Origin of the sequence: Kutzneria sp. NPDC051319, assembly GCF_040682195.1 — a bacterium.
In the GTDB taxonomy this organism is placed as follows: domain Bacteria; phylum Actinomycetota; class Actinomycetes; order Mycobacteriales; family Pseudonocardiaceae; genus Kutzneria.
The window spans coordinates 146,803-167,392 of sequence record NZ_JBFBAM010000001.1; the positions used below are offsets into that span (position 1 = coordinate 146,803).

General features: G+C 69.7%; 18 protein-coding genes and 1 pseudogene. 9 read left to right on the plus strand and 10 right to left on the minus strand.

Annotated elements, in window-relative coordinates; all coding sequences use genetic code 11:
* From AB0M73_RS00675 to AB0M73_RS00695, 5 genes are all read right to left on the minus strand, one after another.
* Complete coding sequence (locus AB0M73_RS00675; RefSeq protein WP_363885252.1) at positions 1-924, minus strand: ABC transporter permease; 924 nt, start codon at positions 922-924, stop codon at positions 1-3.
* A complete protein-coding gene (locus tag AB0M73_RS00680; protein WP_363885254.1) occupies positions 921-1,865 on the minus strand; it encodes an ABC transporter permease in 945 nt (314 codons plus the stop codon). The genes AB0M73_RS00675 and AB0M73_RS00680 overlap by 4 nt, the downstream gene beginning before the upstream one ends.
* Positions 1,855-3,342, minus strand: a complete 1,488-nt coding sequence (locus AB0M73_RS00685) for a sugar ABC transporter ATP-binding protein (protein ID WP_363885256.1) — start codon at positions 3,340-3,342, stop codon at positions 1,855-1,857. Before AB0M73_RS00685 ends, AB0M73_RS00680 begins: the two co-directional genes overlap by 11 nt.
* 68 nt (positions 3,343-3,410) lie before the next feature.
* On the minus strand, positions 3,411-4,472 hold the full coding sequence (locus AB0M73_RS00690; RefSeq protein WP_363885258.1) for an ABC transporter substrate-binding protein: 1,062 nt from the start codon (positions 4,470-4,472) through the stop codon (positions 3,411-3,413).
* 83 nt (positions 4,473-4,555) lie between these two features.
* Positions 4,556-7,006 carry a LamG-like jellyroll fold domain-containing protein gene (locus AB0M73_RS00695; RefSeq protein ID WP_363885260.1) on the minus strand — a complete coding sequence of 817 codons (2,451 nt, stop codon included), beginning with the start codon at positions 7,004-7,006 and terminating at the stop codon, positions 4,556-4,558.
* Between the two features lie 254 nt (positions 7,007-7,260).
* Here AB0M73_RS00695 and AB0M73_RS00700 point away from each other — a divergent pair, with 254 nt between their 5' ends.
* Complete coding sequence (locus tag AB0M73_RS00700) at positions 7,261-9,219, plus strand: LCP family protein (protein ID WP_363885261.1); 1,959 nt, start codon at positions 7,261-7,263, stop codon at positions 9,217-9,219.
* 47 nt (positions 9,220-9,266) lie between these two features.
* Here AB0M73_RS00700 and AB0M73_RS00705 read toward each other — a convergent pair whose 3' ends face one another.
* Positions 9,267-9,590: a hypothetical protein gene (locus AB0M73_RS00705; RefSeq protein ID WP_363885263.1), complete on the minus strand. Its 324-nt coding sequence runs from the start codon at positions 9,588-9,590 to the stop codon at positions 9,267-9,269.
* 17 nt (positions 9,591-9,607) lie between these two features.
* The gene (locus AB0M73_RS00710) at positions 9,608-10,027 is read right to left on the minus strand and encodes a hypothetical protein (RefSeq protein ID WP_363885265.1); all 420 of its coding nucleotides are present in this window, start codon (positions 10,025-10,027) and stop codon (positions 9,608-9,610) included.
* Between the two features lie 133 nt (positions 10,028-10,160).
* Here AB0M73_RS00710 and AB0M73_RS00715 point away from each other — a divergent pair, with 133 nt between their 5' ends.
* A complete protein-coding gene (locus AB0M73_RS00715; RefSeq protein ID WP_363885266.1) occupies positions 10,161-11,696 on the plus strand; it encodes an alpha/beta hydrolase in 1,536 nt (511 codons plus the stop codon).
* Between the two features lie 131 nt (positions 11,697-11,827).
* Here the strand turns inward: AB0M73_RS00715 and AB0M73_RS00720 are convergent, their stop codons facing one another.
* On the minus strand, positions 11,828-12,052 hold the full coding sequence (locus AB0M73_RS00720; RefSeq protein ID WP_363885268.1) for a hypothetical protein: 225 nt from the start codon (positions 12,050-12,052) through the stop codon (positions 11,828-11,830).
* A 92-nt stretch (positions 12,053-12,144) separates the two neighbouring features.
* Here AB0M73_RS00720 and AB0M73_RS00725 point away from each other — a divergent pair, with 92 nt between their 5' ends.
* Complete coding sequence (locus AB0M73_RS00725; RefSeq protein WP_363885270.1) at positions 12,145-13,053, plus strand: helix-turn-helix domain-containing protein; 909 nt, start codon at positions 12,145-12,147, stop codon at positions 13,051-13,053.
* Here AB0M73_RS00725 and AB0M73_RS00730 read toward each other — a convergent pair.
* Positions 13,038-13,373: a hypothetical protein gene (locus tag AB0M73_RS00730; protein WP_043722218.1), complete on the minus strand. Its 336-nt coding sequence runs from the start codon at positions 13,371-13,373 to the stop codon at positions 13,038-13,040. The two genes, AB0M73_RS00725 and AB0M73_RS00730, sit on opposite strands and share 16 nt — an antisense overlap.
* Positions 13,374-13,523: 150 nt before the next feature.
* Between AB0M73_RS00730 and rarD the strand changes: the two genes are divergently transcribed.
* The 6 genes and pseudogenes from rarD to mtnC all read left to right on the plus strand — a co-directional run bounded on the left by rarD (position 13,524) and on the right by mtnC (position 18,345).
* Positions 13,524-14,459, plus strand: coding sequence for an EamA family transporter RarD (rarD, locus tag AB0M73_RS00735; protein ID WP_363885272.1), 936 nt, complete (start codon positions 13,524-13,526; stop codon positions 14,457-14,459).
* A 27-nt stretch (positions 14,460-14,486) separates the two neighbouring features.
* On the plus strand, positions 14,487-15,320 hold the full coding sequence (locus AB0M73_RS00740; RefSeq protein ID WP_363885274.1) for an LLM class F420-dependent oxidoreductase: 834 nt from the start codon (positions 14,487-14,489) through the stop codon (positions 15,318-15,320).
* Positions 15,321-15,576: 256 nt separating this feature from the next.
* A pseudogene (gene mtnA / locus AB0M73_RS00745) lies at positions 15,577-16,563 on the plus strand (S-methyl-5-thioribose-1-phosphate isomerase); the annotation flags it as partial.
* On the plus strand, positions 16,540-17,133 hold the full coding sequence (gene mtnB / locus AB0M73_RS00750; RefSeq protein ID WP_363885669.1) for a methylthioribulose 1-phosphate dehydratase: 594 nt from the start codon (positions 16,540-16,542) through the stop codon (positions 17,131-17,133). The pseudogene mtnA and the gene mtnB, both read left to right, overlap by 24 nt.
* Positions 17,134-17,143: 10 nt before the next feature.
* Complete coding sequence (locus AB0M73_RS00755) at positions 17,144-17,707, plus strand: cupin domain-containing protein (RefSeq protein ID WP_363885276.1); 564 nt, start codon at positions 17,144-17,146, stop codon at positions 17,705-17,707.
* Complete coding sequence (gene mtnC, locus AB0M73_RS00760; protein ID WP_363885278.1) at positions 17,704-18,345, plus strand: acireductone synthase; 642 nt, start codon at positions 17,704-17,706, stop codon at positions 18,343-18,345. The genes AB0M73_RS00755 and mtnC overlap by 4 nt, the downstream gene beginning before the upstream one ends.
* 67 nt (positions 18,346-18,412) lie before the next feature.
* Here mtnC and AB0M73_RS00765 read toward each other — a convergent pair whose 3' ends face one another.
* A complete protein-coding gene (locus tag AB0M73_RS00765) occupies positions 18,413-20,587 on the minus strand; it encodes a 3-hydroxyacyl-CoA dehydrogenase NAD-binding domain-containing protein (protein WP_363885280.1) in 2,175 nt (724 codons plus the stop codon).
* Between the last annotated feature and the right edge of the window lie 3 nt (positions 20,588-20,590).

Consider the following 20,590-nt stretch of genomic DNA (forward strand, 5'->3'; position numbering starts at 1 on the left):
TTACCGCCGGGCCCGGGACAACAGGGTCTGCAGCACCACGACAACCACCAGCACCGCGCCGCTGACCACGTTCTGCATGTTCGAGTTGAACCGCCCGAGCTGGTTGATCAGCTCCTGGATCACGAACAGCAGGGCCACCCCGGCCAGCGTGCCGCTGACCGCGCCGCTGCCGCCGGTCAGCATGGTGCCGCCGATCACCACCGCGGCGATGGCGTTGAGCTCCAGCCCCACCCCGATCACCGTCACGCCGGAGCCCAGCTGTGCGGCGGACATCACGCCGGCGCAGCCGGCCAGCAATCCGGAGATCACGTACACGCTGATCTTGGTGCGGGCCACCGGTAGTCCCATCAGCGAGGCCGCGTCCTCGTTGCCGCCCACCGCGAACAGCCGCATGCCGAACGGTGTGCGTTGCAGCACAAGGCCTCCGGCCAGATAGGCGACGACGGCGATCACCACCAGCACGGTGCCGTCGCCCAGCCAGCGGAACGCGGAGCCGGCCGGCACCAGGTAGGTGGTCGAGCCCTCGCTGGTGATCAGCTGGAGCAGGCCGCGGGCGAACAGCAGCCCGCACAACGTCACGATGAACGGCGCCATCCGCAGCCGGGCGATCAGCGTGCCCTGGATGAGCCCGATCACGGCGCTGACCACCAGCGGCAGGATCAGCGCGCCGGCCAGGCCCCAGCGCGTCGAGCCGTACGCCGCGAGCACACCGGACAGCGCGTACACCGAGCCGACCGACAGGTCGATGCCGCCGCTGATGATCACCAGCGTCATGCCGAGCGCGATCATGGCCAGGAAACTGGCCTGCACGGCCAGATTGCCCAGCGTGTAGGTGGTGAGGAAGGTGCGGAACAGCAGGCCGCCGAGGGCCAGCAGGATCACGAGCACGACCAGCGCGCCCTGGCGTTGCAGCCGGACGATCACTTCCCGCTCCTCCTTTCCCGCTGCACCAGCACGGCCGCGGCGATCAGCGCCGCCTCCAGCATCTGGGTCACCGAGGCCGGCACGTCGTGCTTGATCAGCGTGGCGGCGATCAGCTGCATCAGCAGCGCGCCGGCCACGGTGCCGATCACCCGCACCCGGCCGCCGGTCAGCGGCGTGCCGCCGACCACGACGGCGGTGATCGCGGAGAGCTCGATCAGCAGGCCGAGGCTGGACGGGTCGCTGGCGGTCAGCCGGGCGCTGGCCAGCACGCCGGCGATCGCCGCGAACACCCCGGACAGCATGTACACCGACAGCAGCGTCCGCTTCACCGGCAGGCCGGCGAACTCCGCCGCCCGGCGGTTGCCGCCCACCGCGACCAGCTGCCGGCCGAAGGTCGTGCGCTCGACCAGCAACGCCACGACGACCACCAGCACCAGCGCGACCAGGACGGTCAGCGGGATGCCGATCACCGAGGACGAGCCCAGCGCCAGCAGGTCCGGGTTGTAGAGCTGCTTGAGCTGCCCGTTGGCGATCACCAGCGCCAGCCCTCGTCCGCCGACGAGCAACGCCAGCGTCGCCACAATTGGTTGCACGCCGGCGAATGTGACCAGTGAGCCGTTCAGGAGCCCGGCCAGGGCGCCGGCGATGAGGCAGACCAGGATCGACGCCACCACTCCGTAACCCAGATAGAGCGGCAGCAGCGCGGCGGCGATCGCCATCACCGAGCCGACCGACAGGTCGATGCCCTCGGTGCCGATCACCAGAGCCATGCCCAGCGCCACCACCAGCGTCGGCACCACCTGCACCAACTGGGTGCGGAGATTGTCGCCGGTCAGGAAGTTGGGGGTGATCACGACGTTGATGACGACCAGGACCACCAGCGCCAGATAGACGCCGTAGTCCCGGATGGCGGTCCTTCTGAGCAGGGGGCTAATGGTCATCGGCGATCACCGCCATCACGCCGTCCACCGTGACCTGGTCGCCGGTCAGCTCGGCCACCGACGCCCCTTCCCGCAGCACGATCACCCGGTCCGCGCCCTCCACCAGCTCCTCCAGGTCGCTGGACACCATCACGATGCCCAGGCCCTGCCCGGCCAGCTCGTCCACCAGCGCCTGCACCTCGGCCTTCGCGCCGACGTCGATGCCCCGCGTCGGCTCGTCCAGCAGCAACACCTTGGGGCTCATGGCCAACCAGCGGGCCAGCATCACCTTCTGCTGGTTGCCGCCGGACAGCTCGCCCACCTTCTGCTCGGGGCTGGCGGCCTTGATCCGCAGCCGCCGCATGAACGTGTCGACGATCTCGCGCTGCTTTCGTTTGGACACGACGCCGGCCACCGACAGCCGGGGCAGCGCGGCCAGCACGATGTTCTCCCGCACGGACAGAGTGGGGATGATGCCCTCGGCCTTGCGGTCCTCCGGCACCAGCACCAGGCCGGCCCGGATGGCCGCCGGCGTCGAGCCCGCGCGGATCTTCTTGCCGGCCACCTCGATCTCGCCGGCGTCCAGCGGTTGCAACCCGACCAGGGCCTTCATCGTCTCGGTGCGGCCGGAGCCCAGCAGGCCGCCCAGGCCGACGACCTCGCCGGGATGCACGGTCAGGTCCACCCCGTCGAGCACGGTCCGGCGGCGCAAACCCTTGCCGCTCAACACCGTCGCCTCGCGGCTGTCGTGCTCGCCGGCGAACACCGTGCGCTCCCCGGACAGCTCGCGGCCGAGCATCGTCGCCACCAGTTCCAGCCGGCCGATCTCGGCCAGCGGTCCACTGTGGACGACACGGCCGTCACGCAGAACCGTGACGGTGTCGCAGATCTGGTACAGCTCTTCCAGGCGGTGGCTGACGTAGAGCACGGCCACGTCGCGCTCGTGCAGCCGCCGGATCACGTCGAAAAGGGTTTCCACCTCACGCGGTTCGAGCGACGAGCTGGGCTCGTCCATGATCACGACCTTCGCCCTGGCCCGCACCGCCCGGGCCACCGCGATCATCTGCTGCACGCCCAGGCCCAGCGTGCGCAGCGCCCGCCGGGGATCCACGCTGATGCCCAGCTCCGACAGCAGCTGCCTGGCCTGCGCCTGCATGCCCGGGAAATCGATGAGCCCCAACCGGTTGCGCGGCTCGTGGCCCAGGAACAGGTTCTGCGCCACCGACATCGACGGCACCAGGTTGACCTCCTGGTACACCGTGCTGATGCCGGCCGCCTGCGCGTCCAGCGGACGCCCGAACGCCGCTGGCACGCCGTCCAGCAGCAGCTCGCCGGCATCGGGCTGGTAGACGCCGGTGAGCACCTTGATCAGGGTCGACTTGCCGGCGCCGTTCTCGCCGACCAGGGTGTGCACCTGGCCGGGGCGCAGCTCGAAATCCACCTCCCGCAGCGCCTGGACGCCCGCGAAGTGCTTGCTCACCCCGACTGCCTGCAGCAATCAGACCTCCTTGCCAGGAACGCGACCACCCGGCCAGCGCGCACTGCTGGCCGGGTGGTCGGCGCCGTTCAGTACGCGTTGCCGACCTGAGCGGCGGCGTTGGAGCTGTCGTACTCCTTGTCCTGGATGGTGATCGTCTGCGGGATGGCCTTGCCGTCGAGGAAGTCCTTCAGCGTGGACAGGGCCAGCGGGCCGAACCGCGGGTTGGACTCCACGTCCCCGTTGATCGTGCCGCTGACGATGTCCTGCACCACGTTCTTGGTGCCGTCCACCGAGAAGACCTTGATGTCGGTGCCGGCCTTCTTGCCGGCGCCGTTGATCGCGGTGACCGCGCCCAGGGCCATCTCGTCGTTCTCGGCGTAGATCGCGGTGATCTCCGGGTGGGCCTGCAGCAGCTGCTCGGTCACCGACTGGCCCTTCTCCCGGGTGAAGTCGCCGGTCTGCTGGGCGACGACCTGCACGTTCGGGGCGTTGGCCTTGAGGTAGTCGGTGAAGCCGCTGGTGCGGTCCGTGGTCACGTTGTTGCCGGTGGCGCCGAGCAGGATCGCCACCTTGGCCGTGCCGTTGGTGACCTTCACCAGCTGGGTCGCGGCCCGCTTGCCCTGGGTCACGAAGTCCGAGCCGATGAACGTGAGGTAGTCCTTGCAGGCCGTGGCCGAGGACAGCTTGCGGTCGATGGTCACCACCGGCACGTGCTTGTCCCGGGCCGCCTGCAGCGCCGGCTCCAGCCCCTCCGAGTTCAGCGGGGCCACGATGAGCAGGTTCGCGCCCTGCGCCAGCAGGCCCTGGATGTCGGAGATCTGCTGGCTCAGGTTCGAGTTGGCGTTGCGCTTGAGCAGCTGCACGCCCTGCTTCTGGGCCTCGTCGGTGATCGACTGGGTCTCGGTGATCCGGAACGGGTTGGCCTCGGCCTCGGACTGCGAGAAGCCCACGATCGCCTTGCTGAAGTCCACCTTGGTCGCGCCGTAGGCGTCGATCGTGCAGGTGGGTCCGGCCGCGTTGGACGCGGTCTGCTGCCCGCCGCCGGATGTGGTCCCCGGCCCGCCGCTACCGCTGCCCTCCGGGTTGGCACACCCGCTGACCACCAGCAACGCGGCTACCGCGACAACCGCACCAAGGGAAGACTTCATCGTCGACACCCTCCTACCCGCTTCGCACCAAACTAACGGAAAACTTCGTTTCGCTGTCAAGCGGTCACGCGATGTTTGTCCGATCAGGTGTCCGACCGGTACAGCTGATCGATCTCCGCCGGTGACAGCGCCCGGTCGTACACGTGCACGGAGTCCAGCGAGCCGTGCCAGAAATCCACCTGCGCCTTGTTGTAGAGGGCGCGCCCGAGCACCGTGTGCCCGGCGGCGGCGCGGCCCGGACAGTACGGCGCGGTGCCCGCGGCCTGGCCGTTCACGTACAGCCTGATCTGCGAGTGCACCGAGTCGTACTCGCCGACCAGGTGATACCAGACGCCGGTCTGCGGGATCGGCCCCACCGCCCGCACCGTCGGCGTGCTGAAGGCGAACCGGTTGTCCTGGGCCGAGTACTGGAGGAAGAACTCGCTCACGCCGTCGGAGCGGTCCTGGCTGACCGCCGTCGCGAACCGGCCGAGCTGGTCCAGCCGCACCCAGGCCGCCACCGAGTAGTCCGTCGTCGTGTCCAGAATGGACGAATTGGTGTCGGCCCACTGGTTGACGCCGTTGAACTCCAGCGCCTGACCGCTGTGGCCGGGTGTCCACAACGGACCGTTCTGCAGCGCCACCGAGTGGCCGTGGCCCGAGGTGTCGTCGCTGACGCCGTCCAGCGGCCAGGCCCCGACCCCGGTCAGCCCGGGCGTGCCGGGCGGCGGGGGCGGCGGCTGCGTGGCCTGCCCGGAGGCGGCGATCACGGCCCGGTTGACCGCCCGGACCTGGGCCAGGTCGGGCTTGAGCACCTTGCGGTCGTAGGTGAACAGGCCGTTGACCTCGTTCTCCACGTCGGTGGCCTGGGTGTAGATGGCCGCCGACAGGCCGCACTTGACCTCGCAGTCCTTGACCTGGTTGAGAATCTGCACGTAACGGCTGGTCAGCGTGGCCTTGTCCGGCTCCATCTCGTAGCTGCCGCCCTTGCCCGGCTGCCACTCGTGGCCGGGCTCGATCAGGCCGAGGCCGCCGAACTCGCCGTCCACCGCGGCCCGAGTGTCGGTCGGCACGGGGCTGCCGGGGCCGACATAGGCGTGGTTGTCGTAGACGTCGCCGTTGCCGCCGTCGAACGAGTAGCAGCAGTTCAGGCCGCTGTTGTTGTTGACCAGCCGGCTCGGGTCCCAGGCCTTGACCTGATCGGCGACGGCCGCCGGCGAGAACTCGCCCCAGCCCTCGTTGAACGGCACCCACTCCACGATCGACGGGTGGCTCAGGTGCTGGGTGATCATGCTGTGCAGCTCGACGGTGAACTGCTGCTGGGCCTCGGGCGTCGGCCGCGGCGTGCTGGGCACCGTCGGCCCGAAGTCGGCGTTCATCGACGGCATGTCCTGCCACACCATCAGGCCCAGCTTGTCGGCCCAGTAGTACCAGCGGTCCGGCTCCACCTTGATGTGCTTGCGGACCGTGTTGAAGCCCAACGACTTCTGCTCGGCCAGGTCGAAGCGCAGCGCGGAATCCGTTGGGGCGGTGTAGATCCCGTCCGGCCAGAAACCCTGGTCCAGGGTGCCCAGGCTGAACGTGAACTGGCCGTTGAGCAGCGTGCGCAGCTTGCCGTCGGGGCCCTTGCCGATGGACACCGAGCGCATGCCGAAGTAGCTGGTCACGCGGTCGCCGCCGACACGGACGGACAGGTCGTAGAGGAACGGGTCGTCCGGGCTCCACAGGTGCGGCCGCTTGATCGGGATGGTCAGCTGCGTGTCGGCCGTGCCGGTGGCGCGGGCCACGGTCCGGCCGTGATCACTGGCCTCGACCTGGATCGGCTGACCCGGCGCGCCGACGGTGTGCACGGTCAGCTTCAGCGAGTTCGTGGCCAGATCCGGCACGGCGTCCAGCGTGGTGACGTGGGTCGTGGGCACGGGCTCCATCCACACCGACTGCCAGATGCCGGAGCTGGGCGTGTACACGATGCTGTTGACCGGATTCACCCGCTGCTTGCCGATCGGCTGGCCGCCGGCCTCGGTGGGATCCACCACACCGACCACCAGCTCCTGGTCGCCGTGCCGGTTCAGCGCATCCGTCACATCCACGCTGAACGCGTCGTAGCCGCCCTTGTGCGTGGCCAGCTCGTGGCCGTTGACCGAGACCGTGGCCTGGTAGTCGACGGCGCCGAAGTTGAGCACCACGCGCTGTCCGCGCCAGGCCTGCGGCACGGTGAAGGTGCGCCGGTACCACATGGTGCTTTCGTGCCGCATGATGCCGGACAGGGCGGATTCGACCGGGTACGGCACGAGAATCCGTTCCGGCAGGGAATGTCCGTCCGGCGGCATGGTCCCGAACTGCCAGACCCCGTTGAGGCTGCGCCAGTCGTGGCGGACCAGCTGCGGCCGCGGGTACTCCGGCAGCGCGTTGTCCGGGCCGACCTGGTTGGTCCACGGCGTCGACAGCGGCGGCGACTTCCGGTGCCAACCCCCGTCCGGCGCGGCCGCGGCCGGCAGGGTGAAGACCGACAAAGCGGCCAGCAGGACGACGAACACACTAGCGAATCTGCGCATCGGCACTCCTTAGACGCGGGTGCTGGGTGCGCGTTCCCGGGTGGGACCAGCCGTCGTCACGCAGGATGCTAAGGCCGGCACGCTAGGTCATCAACCGCCGTTCGTGCCCCCTGGTGTCCGGTCACGTCGGCGAACTGGGCTACGGTACGGCCGGAAAATCGCTGGGCTGGGGAGTTCCGGCATCGACAAATCCCGCGTGACTACCTGCTGTGGGCACGTGGGTGGACGCTGAGATCGCCGGGAGGTGGACGCCTGTGGACAGCAATTTCGGGAGCCAGCCGCCCCGACGCCCCGGACCTCCGGCGGGCGCGGGCGGACGCCCGCAACCGCCCCGCCAGCCCGGCGGCCGGCCGCAGCCGCCGCAGCCTCCGCGTGCGGCGGGGCAGCAGCCGCCGGCCCGCAAGCCGGCGCCGCCGAGTGCTGCTCAGAAGCCGCCGGCCCCGAAGCCGCCGGCCCCGCCGGTCTCGCCCCCGAAGCCGCCGGTCCCGAAGCCGGCGGTCCCGAAGCCGGCGGTCCAGAGGTCGGCCGTCCAGAAGTCGCCGGCCCCGCAGTCTCCCGGTCGGAATGCCCAGGCGTCGAAGGCTTCCGCCCAGCAGCCGGCCGGTCCGAAGGCCGCCGCTCAGAAGCCCCCGGCCGCCAAGCCGCAGCCGAAGTCGGCCCCGGCCAAGTCGGCCGCCGAGAAGCCGCTCGCTCGTAAGCCGGCCCCGTCCCGTCCTGCACAGTCGCGCCCTGCGCTGGGCGGCGGCACCGTGGCCAAGCGAGCCGGCCTGGTCACGCTCGCGGTCGTGTCCACCGTGGTGTTATTGGTCACCGGCTACGGCTACGCGACCCTGGACAGCCTCACCTCCGGCCTGGCCACCGACAACGTGATCAAGGCCGAGAAGCCGGCCGACGGCGCCATCGACGTGCTGCTGGTCGGCCTGGACAGCCGGACCGACGCGCACGGCAACCCGCTGGACCCCAAGCTGCTGGCCCAGCTCAACGCCGGCGGCGACGACGGCGAGCTGAACACCGACACGCTGATCCTGGTGCACATCCCCAACGACACCAGCAAGCCGGCCGCGCTGCTGTCCATCCCGCGCGACTCCTACGTCGACATCCCCGACGGCTACGGCAAGCACAAGATCAACTCGGCCTACGCCCGCGCCATGAACGACGAGGCCTCCGACCTGCGCAACAAGGGCGTGACCGACAGCAAGCAGATCGCCCAGCAGTCCCAGTCGGCCGGGCGCAAGGAGCTGATCGCCACCATCGAGCAGCTCACCGGGGCCAGCATCGACCACTACGCCGAGATCAACCTGTTCGGGTTCAGCGAGATCACCCAGGCCATCGGCGGCGTCAAGGTGTGCCTCAAGGCGGCCACCAAGGACAGCTTCTCCGGCGCCGACTTCCCGGCCGGCGTGCAGACCGTCTCCGGCGTCAACGCGCTGAAGTTCGTGCGCCAGCGCCACGAGCTGCCCAACGGCGACCTGGACCGGATCAAGCGCCAGCAGGTGTTCATGGCCGGCCTGGCCAGCACCGTGCTGTCCGGCGGCACGCTGACCAACCCCGGCAAGCTGACCGGACTGATCAACGCCATCAAGAACGCCGTGGTGCTGGACCAGGGCTGGGACCTGCTCGGTTTCGCCACCCAGCTCAAGGGCATGACCGGCGGCGGCCTGCACTTCCAGACCATTCCCACCGGACGGCCCGACCTGCCCACCCCCAACGACGGCCAGGCCGTCGAGGTGACGCCGTCGGAGGTCAAGGCCTTCGTGCAGCAGCTGACCGGGACCAAGCCCACCGGCTCCGCCGGCGCCCCGACCAGCGGCTCCTCGTCCACGGGCAACGGCATCACCGTCGAGGTGCGCAACGCCAACGGCACCCCCGGCCTGGCCGACGCCGTGATGTCGGCGCTGGTGGCCAAGGGCTTCACCCAGGGCGACACCGGCAACGCCACCAAGCGGTCCAAGTCGGTGATCCGCTACCCCAAGGGCGGCGCCGCCGACGCCGAGAAGGTGTCCGCGGCGCTGGGCGGTGGCTACGACACCGAGCAGGACGACGCCGACGGCATCGAGTCCGGCCATGTGCGGCTCTTCGTGTCCACGGCCTACGACGGCCCCGGCGCCCAGGGCTTCACCGGCCCCCACGCCTACGCCCTCGCGCCCACGACCACCCCCGCCGCGCCGGCCAGCGACACGATCACGGCAGATGGCGTGACCTGCGTGAACTAAGCCGGTCCTCGCTCCCGGCCGGCCGGACCTTCACCGTCATGAACTCGTCACCGCGCCTGGTGCTCGCCGCCGGTGTCGAAGTAGTTGTCCAGATATGCGTCCGGTTTGAGGGCGCTGTCCCGTAACAGCGAGAACACCTCGGTGCCCTGGGTGATCCGGTCCTCCGAGAGCGAGTAGGCCTGCGCGAAGTTCAGCTGCTCGAAGCGGTTGTCCCGGGCGTAGTCACGGCCCTCGCGCTCGGCGAGCTCGATCGCCTGGGCGGCAGATGCCGCGCGCCACAGGGTGATCCGCTCCTCGTACGGACGGTGCTCGCGGTCGTTCCAGCGGAACACGCAGCGCACCCCGTACCAGCCGAGCCCGTCATCGGTCACGGCGTCGATTATCCCCGTCACTCGATCAGGTCCGCGCGAAGTTCCTCGCGCAGCACCTCCAGTTGCCGGTAGGACCACAGGTCCCGGAACGCGGTGAGCCGTCGGCCGTCGGTGTCGAGCACGAAGTGCGTGCCGCGGCGGGCCATGGTGATCGCCCCGACGCGCTCCCGGTCGATCTTGCTGGTGGGGCCGATCAGCACGTGCACGCGCAGCTGGCGGTCGTCCAGTTCGAGCCGGGTCCGGCGCAGGTAGGCCACCGGGATCAGGGCGAAGACGGCGACGATCAGCAGCCAGATCACGATCTGGAGCGGGCCGAGCGTGGTGACCGTGGTGAGTCCGGCGATCAGGGTGGCCAGGGACAACAGTCCCATCAGGACGATCACGGACAACACACGCGGATTGGTCGGCGAGCAGTGGATCACCAGCGGATCGGGCATGACTGCACCCCAGCACGAAAAGGACCCGATCGGGGATAACGCTTTTGTAACGCGCGGCCCGTCGCGCTGGGGGTTGGGCCGGGGTTCGCGATCAACTCTGGCGTCGGTTGCGGGAAAGCGAGGGGACCTCACTGTGAAATCGACCTTGGCGCTGGTCGTTGTCCTGCTGGGCTCGTTGGTCGGGGCCGCGCCGGCATCGGCCGACACACCGTCCACACCCCGCCCCGCCGCCTCCGACAAGGTGTTCACGCATCGCTGCGAGAAGTACCCGCGGTACGACTGCGGCACGATCACCGTGCCGATGGACTACTCGCGGCCGTCCGGTCCCAAGCTGACCATCGCGGTGTCCCGATTCAAGGCCACTGGCAGTGCGCGCCAGGGCGTGATCGTGTTCAACCCCGGCGGTCCCGGCGGCAGCGGTCTGTTCGACGCCGGCGCGGTGCCGGCCAGCGTGCGTGCCGCCTACGACTTCATCGGCTTCGACCCGCGCGGCGTCGGCGAGAGCAGCCCCATCAGCTGCGTCGACCCGTCCTTCTTCGCCACGCCCGCCGCCGATCCCACGCCGGCGACCGAGGCCGCCAAGGTCCCGTTCGTCAAGCGGGCACGGTCCTATGCGGACGGTTGCGCCGCCCGCTCCGGCGCGGAGCTGCCGTACATCAACACCGCCAACACCTCTCGCGACATCGACGAGATCCGCAAGGCCATCGGCGAGACCCAGATCTCGTACTTCGGCGTGTCGTACGGGACCTATCTCGGCGCCGTGTACGGGCAGATGTTCCCGGGCAGCGTGCGGCGGATGATGCTGGACAGCAGCGTCAACGCCGATCCCGCCTCCGTCTGGTACCAGAACAATCTCGACCAGGACGTGGCGTTCCAGAAGCGGACCGACATCTGGTTCGACTGGATCGGGCGCTACGACAGCGTTTTCCACCTCGGGGTCGGCGGACAGGCCGTGTACGCCACCTATCTCAAGGCCCGTTCCGGGCTCGCCGCCAAGGCCGCCGGGCCGGTCGGTCCGGCCGAGCTGGACTCGATCGTCGTCAACTCCGGGTACTACGACATCAACTGGGTCAGCAACGCCAAGGCCCTGAGCGCCTTCGTGACCAAGGGCGACGCCAGCGGGCTCGTCTCGTACACGCGGGCCAACGACCCCGCCACCGCCGACAGTGAGAACGGCAACGCCGTCTACACCGCCGTCGAGTGCAACGACGCCCGGTGGCCGCGCAGCTGGTCGGTGTGGAACCACGACAACAGCGCCGTGGCCCGGCAGGCTCCTTTGGAGACTTGGTCCAACGCCTGGATGAACCTGCCCTGCGCCTTCTGGACTTCGTCGCAACCCTCCGCCATGCGCATCACCGGCGCCGGCCTGCCGCCCATCCTGATGCTCCAGGGCACCCAGGACGCCGCCACCCCGTACCAGGGCGCGCTGCGCACCCACCAGCTCCTGCCCAGCTCGCGGATGATCATCGAGCAGGGCGGCGGCTCCCACGGCCTGTACAACTCCCCGTGGGTCGGCAACACCTGCATCGACGGCTACGCCACCGCGTACTGGCTCAACGGCACCGTCCCCGCCGCCGACGTCAACTGCGCCGGCCACCCCCAGCCCAACCCCACGGCCTCCCGCAGCAACGCCCCCCGCACACTGAACACCGCCCGCCACCTCCCCTGATTGCCGCTACGTGAGTGGCTCATTTTCGTTCTGGAGCCACCTGAGCCACTCACGTGGCCGGGGGTGGGGCACATGAGTGGCTCAGGTGCGCCTGGATGGAAAATGAGCCACTCACGTACGGAAGCCGGGATTCACCAGATGGGGGTAGCCCGGGCGGGGGATTCGGGGCAGTTGACCAGGAGCACGCAGCGGAAGCAGCGCATGCCCTGGGCGGTGTCGAGGATGAGGTCGCGGTGGGCGGAGTGGGAGCAGCGGGCGGCGAGGGTGCGGCTTCCGACCTGGGTGATCTGGGCCAGGGGAAAGGCGTGCACCTGGTCGTCGTAGCGGCTGTGCCACCAGATGAACGGACCGGTCATGCCGCCGAGGCTAAAAGCACGACGGGGCCCCGTTTCGCCATCGGGCGCACGTCACGTCGCCATCGCACGCACGGATCGCTAGCGTCACGGTGGTGCAGCGCAATGAGCGCCTGGAAGCCATGCAGGAAGCCGCATCGGTGGCCTTCGCGCCGCTTCGACTGACCACAGAGGACTTCGACTTCGACGGGTCGATCCGGTACGCGAGCGCGGGCGGGCTGCTGGTCGCGGACATCACCGGCAACCCGGGCGGCGTGTGGCGGCCGCAGCGGCTGATCACGTCCACCGACAGCGAACTGTACAAGTTCTCCTTGCACCTGAGCGGATCCTGCGCGCTGGGTCAGGACGGCCGGCACGCGGCGATCAACCCAGGCGATCTCGTGGTCTACGACACGACCCGCCCGTACGGCCTCGTCTACGGCACCGCCTATCGCACGGTGGTCGTCGGCGTGCCACGGGAACGCCTGGCCGGCCAGGCATCGGCGTTGCGCCAAGCCATCGCGAGGCCGACCCGCACCGACGGCGGCCTGCGGCGAGTGGTCGCCGGCATGCTCAACGGCCTGGCCGAGGACCTTGACGGCACGGTGACCGAGGGTGGCACGCAGCTGGCCGATGCCCTGCTTTCCTTGCTGGGAAAGGTTTTCACCGGCGACGCCGAGCTGGCGGATCCCCGAACGTCCACGCGAGAACGGGTTCTGGCCTACTGTGAGGCCAATCTCGGCGATCCCGACCTGTCCGTGGAGAGCATCGCCCAGGCGCACGGGGTTTCCGCGCGCTACCTGCACAAGGTGTTCGCCGGCACCGGCACCACCATCGCCGCGCTGATCAGAACCCGCCGCCTGCAACGGATTCGCGACGACCTGGCCGACCCAGGGCAGACGACCGTCCCGGTCGCGGTCATCGCCGCACGCTGGGGCGTGCTGGATCCGACGCACGTGAGCCGCCTGTTCCGGGCGGCCTACGGCACATCACCGATGGGCTACCGGCGTCAGTTGCTGCGCTGAACCGGCATCCAGGCCGCGGCCTGCACGCGGGCCAGCCCGCTGCGTACGGCGGCGGCGAAGCGCTGGGCCTGCTCGAAGGGCACGCCGGTGCAGCGGAGTTCGGTGTGCTCGGCCCGGATCGACAGCGCACCGCCGGACAGCGAATTGCCGGCCGTGGCCACGGACACGACCTCGGTCAACGGGATGTGCATGCCCTCGGCCAGCACACGGAAGTCGGTGGCCACCAGCGTGATGCCGGGGCCGGACAGCACGGCACGCACCTGCTCGGTCGGACCGAGCCGGTCGGTGAACTCGGCGGAAAGCTCAATGGTGTCGGCCATCGGCCCAGGATCCGGCGGCGGGCGGCGATCGTCACTAGCCTGTTGGAGTGAGCACCTCGGTCACGCGGCGTGAGATCGTGAAGCTGAACTTCAAGAACCGTGCAGAAATTATTAATAGAAGTTCGCAGTCGACCGAGGTTAGCTGACTGCGTGGTCACATCCCGGTCAACCCAGGTCGAAACGCCCGTCACCGCCGACCGGTCCAGGGAGGGCCTGTGGCTCGCGATCGCCGCGTACGGCATGTGGGGCGTGTTCCCGCTCTACTTCCCGCTGCTCGAACCGGCCGGCGCGGTCGAGATCCTGGCCCAGCGCATCGTCTGGTCGCTGGCCCTGATCCTCGTCATCCTGTTGATCCGCCGCCGTTGGGCGTGGGCCGGCCGGCTCCTGCGCCAACCCCGCCAACTAGGCATGCTGTCGCTGGCCGCGGTGATGATCGCGGTCAACTGGGGCACTTACATCTACGGCGTCAACTCGGGTGACGTGGTGGAGACCTCGCTCGGCTACTTCATCAACCCCCTGCTGACGATCGCGCTCGGCGTGGTGGTGTTGCGTGAGCGGCTCGGGGCGGCCCAGTGGATCGCGGTCGGCATCGGCCTGGTCGCGGTCCTGGTGCTCACATTCGGTTACGGCCGGCCGCCCTGGATCGCCCTCGTCCTGGCTGTCGCCTTCGCGATCTACGGCTTCGTCAAGAAGCAGGTCAACCTGCCCGCGCTCGAAGGCCTGGCCGCCGAGACGGCGGTGCTGACCGTGCCGGCGCTGGTGTACCTGGTCGTGCTGGAGGCGATCGGAGTCGGCACCTTCCTCGGCCATGGCACCGGCCACTCGCTGCTGCTCGTCCTGACCGGCCTGCTCACGGTCGTCCCGCTGGTGTGCTTCGGCGCGTCGGCCACCCGGCTGCCGCTGTCGACGCTGGGCCTGGTGCAGTACCTGGGCCCGGTGCTCCAGTTCCTGGTCGGGGTGGTGATCAACCACGAGCAGATGACCGTGACCCGGTGGGTCGGATTCGGCCTGGTCTGGTTGGCGCTGGCCGTCCTCATGGCGGACGCCGCCCGACGGTTGTACGATTCTCGTCGTACCAATGTGTGATGACGGTCGTGCCAACGGGAGGTCGGCGTGGAGCTGGGTCGGGTAGGTATCTGGAACCGGGTGGTCGCGGAGGGGCGGCCGGACTCGGCCGAGGCCGCCGCCGAGCTGGAGGAGCTCGGGTACGGCGCAGTGTGGATCGGTGGCAGCCCGCCGGTGTCCATGGCCGAGAACGTGCTCGCCGCCACCGAACGGATCGTCGTCGGCACGTCTATCCTCAACATCTGGCAGCACGAGCCGGCCGATGTGGCGGCGAAGTCCCAGGCCGCCAACGAGAAGCACAACGACCGCTTCGTGCTGGGCCTCGGCGCGAGCCACGGGCCGGCGGTGGCCAACTACGCCAAGCCGCTGTCCAAGATGCGTGAGTTCCTGGCCGGCCTGGACGCGGCCGGGCACCCCAGGGAGAAGCGCGTGCTGGCGGCCCTCGGGCCGAAGATGCTGGAGCTGTCGGCCACTGAAGCCGCCGGTGCCGTGCCGTACCTGACCACGCCCGAGCACACCGCCCGGGCCCGCGACATTCTCGGCGCCGGCCCCCTGCTGGTGCCTGAGCTGAAGGTGGCGCTGACCAACGACCCGGCCAAGGGCCGCGAGATCGCCCGCGAGCACCTGTCGATCTATCTGAAGCTGCCGAACTACGTGAACAACCTGCGCACCCTCGGCTTCGACGACGCCGACCTCACCGACGGCGGCAGCGACCGGTTCGTGAACGGGACCGTGGCCATCGGCGACGAGAACGTCGTCGACGAGTGGGTGCAGCGGCACCTCGACGCCGGCGCCGACCACGTGGCCATCCAGGTGCTCAACGACCCGCTGCCCCGAGCGGAGTGGCGCACCCTGGCCGGATTGACTCAGGCCCACGCCTGAGTCCGCTGGCAACACCTCAGATCCGCGAGGCCCCGCCGATGTTTCGCCCGGTTGGCGGATTTTGTCCGCCGCCACCCGGCGTGACCACCCACCGAGTCGACGCGGCGGGCGAAATCCGGCAAGGGCGAGGCATCGGCTACCCGGGGGCCGAGCCGCGACGCCGAAGGCGGCGCCAAAAACACTGAAGACGGCTAACGCCTCGGGCGGCGAGCATGCAGACTGGGTACTGCTCTGCCCACCGTCGGCTGGAGGACCATTGGAGCGGACACTGGCCTGGGACGGGGCCGCCGTCGTGGCCGTGGACCAGTGCGCGCTGCCGCATGAGCGGACCGTGTTACGCCTGACGACACCGGATGAGGTCATCGACGCGATCAAGCGGCTGGCCATTCGCGGCGCGCCCGCGATCGGGGTGGCCGGGGCGCTGGCGGTCGCGCTGTCGGCACAGCTCAGCGACGGCGACGAGCAGGCCGTGCGTGAGGACGCCGAGCGGATCGCCAACGCGCGGCCGACCGCGGTCAACCTGAGCTGGGCGGTGCGCAGGGTCCTGACAAAACTTCCCGGCGGCGCGCGGGGCGTGCTGGACGAGGCGCTCGCGATGCTGGAGGAGGACGAGCAGACCAATCGCGCCATGGCCGCCCGGGCCGCCGATGCCGTGCTCGGGCTGACGAGCCGGCGCCCGCTGCGGATCCTGACCCACTGCAACACCGGGGCCCTGGCCACGGTCGCGGTGGGCACGGCTTTGGGCGGTATCAAGGAATTGGCCGAGCGTGGGCTGGTCGAGTCGGTGCTCGCCGGCGAGACGCGGCCGCTGCTGCAAGGCGCACGGCTGACGGCGTGGGAGCTGACGCAGGCCGGGATTCCGTTCCGGCTGTGCGTCGACTCCGCCGGTCCGGCGGCCATCGCGGCCGGCCTGGTCGATGTGGTGATGGTCGGCGCCGACCGGATCACCGCCAACGGCGACGTGGCCAACAAGGTCGGCACCTACTCGCTGGCCGTCGCCGCGCACCGCAGCGGGATTCCCTTTGTCGTCGTCGCACCTGAGTCCACTGTGGACGAATCCATCGCCGACGGTTCGCAGATCGTCATCGAGCAGCGGCACGCCGACGAGGTGATCGCCTTCTACGGGCACCCGGTGGCGCTGGCGGAGACGCCGGTGTTCAACCCGGCCTTCGACGTCACGCCGAACGACCTCGTGACGGCGATCGTCACCGAGGACCGCGTGTGGCCGCAGCGGCCGGCCGGGCATCTCGCCGAGGTCGCGCGGGGCCTGTACCAGCGCGGTTGGCTGGACGGCACCGCCGGCAACCTGTCCGTGCGCATCGGGGCCCAGGCGCTGATCACAGCCAGCGGGCGCAGCAAGGGCGAGCTCACCAACGCCGATGTGGTGCTGGTGGAGGCCGAGACCGGGGCGCGGATCTCGGGCCCCAAGCCGTCGGCCGAGACGTCCATCCACGCCGCGATCTACCAGGCCTTCCCGGACTGCGGCGCGGTTGTGCACGCGCACCCGCCGTATGCCACGGCTGTCGCGGCCAAGGCCATGGCGGCCGGGCAGGATTCCGTGCGCTTCACCGACTTCGAGATCATCAAGGGCTTCGGCGTCGCCGACCCGAGCGCGCTGGACGTGCCCGTCTTCACCAACTGGTCGGACGTGCCCCGCATCGCCGCCGAAGTGGGCAAGCGTCTCGACGGATCGGTGCCCGTGCTGCTGATCGGCCATCACGGCGTCACAGCCTGGGGACCTACGCTGGAGATCGCCCGCAACCGCGTGGAGTGCATCGAGGCCCTCTGCCGGCTGCACCTGCTCACGAACTAGGAGAATCCTGATGACGCTGTTGCAGGTCATGGCCGACGGCGACCGCGACGAGGTGTTGCTGCGCACCACCGACCTCGCGACCATCGCCGCCGAGCTGGCGCCGTTCGACATCACCCTGGAGCAGTGGGACACCGTCGAGCTGTCCGACAGCGCCGGGCAGGACGAGGTCCTGGAGGCGTACAGGGCGGACGTGGAGAAGGTGTCCAAGGAGGGCGACTTCCGCCTGGTCGACGTCGTCCGGATGAAGCCCTCGGACGACCCGGAGTGGCCGGCGAAGGCCAAGGGCGCCAGGGAGAAGTTCCTCAACGAGCACACCCACGACGAGGACGAGGTCCGCTTTTTCGTCGAGGGCAAGGGCTGCTTCTACCTGCACCTGGACGGCAAGGTATATGCCGTGGTGTGCGAGCGCGGCGACCTGATGTCGGTGCCGGCCGGCACCACGCACTGGTTCGACATGGGCTCGAACCCGGAGTTCTGCGCCATCCGGTTCTTCCAGGAGGAGGACGGGTGGGTCGCCGGCTTCACCGGTGACGGCATCTCGACCCGCATGCCGACCCTGGACGAACTGGTGTGATCGTCACCGACATCGAGGGCACCACCAGCTCCATCGCCCACGTGCACGACGTGCTGTTCCCGTACTCGCGGGCGCGTATCTCCTCGTGGGTGCGCCGCCCCGAGGCGGCGGCCGTCGTGCGTGAGGTGGCGGCCGACCCGGACGAGGCGGCCTCCGTGCTGGTCGGGTGGATCGACGCCGACGTCAAGGCCACGCCGCTGAAGACGTTGCAGGGCTTGATCTGGGCCGAGGGCTACGCGTCGGGGGAGCTCACCGCGCACGTGTACGACGACGTGCCGCCGGTGCTCGCGCGGTGGTCGGCCGACGGGGTGCCGGTGTACGTGTACTCGTCGGGATCCGAGCTGGCGCAACGATTGTGGTTCCGGCACACCCAGCACGGGGACCTGTTGGGGCACTTCGCCGGGCACTTCGACACCGTGACCGCCGGCCCGAAACGCGAAGTCGCTTCGTACGAGGCGATCGCCGGCAAGATCGGCGTCGCGCCGGGGGAGCTGACGTTCCTCTCCGACGTCGCCGCCGAGCTGGACGCGGCGCAGGCGGCGGGCTGGCACACGGTCGGCGTGTCCCGGCCCGAGGACGGCTCCCCGGACACCGGCGCGCACCGCACGATCACCAGCTTCGCCGAACTCGACATATAAGTGCCCGAGAGCGGGACTCGCGGAAATCCGCGAGTCCCGCTCTCGGGCAAGCATGATGCGAGTTGCGTTATTCGAAGGTCTCGCCGGCGGCGGCCTTCTTGCGGAGCAGCTCCGGCGGGGCGAACCGGTCGCCGTAGCGCTGGGCCAGCTCCTCGGCCCGGGCCACGAAGCCGTTCAGGCCGCCCTCGTAGCCGTTGATGTACTGGAGCACGCCACCGGTCCAGGCCGGGAAGCCGATGCCGAAGATGGAGCCGATGTTGGCGTCGGCGACGGCGGTGATCACGCCCTCCTCGACGCACTTCACGGTCTCGATGGCCTCGGCGAACAGCATGCGCTCCTGCATGTCCTTGAAGGGGATGTCGTCGCCTTCACGGATGATGCCGGGCTTGCCGAAGTGCTCGACCAGACCTGACCACAGGCCGGCGCGCTTGCCGTCCGCGTAGTCGTAGAAGCCCTTGCCGTAGGCGCGGCCGCCGCGGTCGAAGTCCACCACCATGCGGTCGATGACCTGCTCGGCGGGGTGCGACACCCAGGTGCCGCCGGCCGCCTCCACCGCCTTGCGGGACTCGTCGCGGATCTTGCGCGGCAGGGTCAGCGTCAGCTCGTCCATCAGCGACAGCACCGGGGCCGGGTAGCCGGCCTGCATGCTGGCCTGCTCGATGGACGGGGCCGGCAGGCCCTCGCCGAGCATGGCCACGCCCTCGTTGATGAACGTGCCGATGACGCGGCTGGTGAAGAAGCCGCGGCTGTCGTTGACCACGATCGGCGTCTTCTTCAGCTGCAGCACCACGTCGAACGCCTTGGCCAGGGCCTCGTCGCTCGTGTTGGCGCCGCGGATGATCTCCACCAGCGGCATCTTGTCCACCGGCGAGAAGAAGTGCAGGCCCACGAAGTCGGCCTGCCGCTTGACGCCCTCGGCCAGGCCGGTGATCGGCAGCGTGGAGGTGTTGGAGCACAGCAGGGCGTCCGGCTCGACGACGTTCTCGATCTCGGCGAACACCTTGTGCTTCAGCTCGGTGTTCTCGAAGACCGCCTCGATCACCAGGTCGCAGCCGGCCAGGTCGGCGGCGTCGGCGGTGGGCGTGATGCGGGCCAGAATCTCGTCCCGCTTCTCCGGGGTCATCTTGCCGCGGCTGATCGCCTTGTCCAGCAGGGCGACCGAGTAGTTCTTGCCCTTCTCCGCCGCCTCCGCGGAGACGTCCTTGAGCACGACCTGCATGCCGGAGCGGGCCGCCGAGTAGGCGATGCCCGCGCCCATCATGCCGGCGCCCAGCACGGCGACCTTGCGGGCCGTGTACTGCGGCACGCCCTGCGGACGGCTGCCGCCCTTGTTGATCGTCTGGAGGTCGAAGAAGAACGCCTTGATCATGTTCTTCGAGACCTGGCCGGCCGACAGCTGGAGCATGTAGCGGGACTCGATGCGCAGCGCCGACTCGAAGTCGACCTGGCTGCCCTCGACCGCGGCCGACAGGATCGCCTTCGGCGCCGGCATCGGCGCGCCCTTGAGCTGCTTGCGCAGGTTGGCCGGGAAGGCCGGCAGGTTGGCCGCGAACTTCGGCACCGACGGCGTGCCGCCGGGAATCCGGTAGCCCTTGACGTCCCACGGCTGCACGGCGTCCGGGTTGTCCTTGATCCACTGCTTGGCCCGGGCGACCATCTCCTCCGGCGTCGCCACGATCTCGTCGACGATGCCGGTCTCCTTGGCCGCCGCCGGGGCCAACTGCTGGCCCTGCAACAGCAGCTTCAGCAGCGCGTCGGCGATGCCGAGCATGCGGACCGTGCGCACCACGCCGCCCGCACCGGGCAGCAGGCCCAGCGTCACCTCGGGGAAACCGAAGCGGGACTTGGGGTTGTCCAGCGCCACCCGGTGGTGGCAGGACAGCGCGATCTCCAGGCCGCCGCCCAGCGCCGAGCCGTTCAGCGCCGCCACGACCGGCCGGCCCAACGTCTCCAGGCCGCGCAGGGCGGCCTTGGTGCTGGTCAGGGTGGCCATGAAGGTGTCGCCGTCGGCCGGCGTCACGCGGCGCAGGTCGTTCAGGTCGCCGCCGGCGAAGAAGGTCTTCTTGGCCGAGGCCACCACCACACCCGTGATGTCGTCACGCTCGCGGCGCAGCCGCTCCACGACCAAGGTGACCGCGGCCGTGAACTCCGGGTTCATGGTGTTGGCCGACTGGCCCGGCGCGTCCATCGTCAGCGTGACGATGCCGTCGGAGTCCTTGTCCCACTGGAAGTACTCGCTCATGAC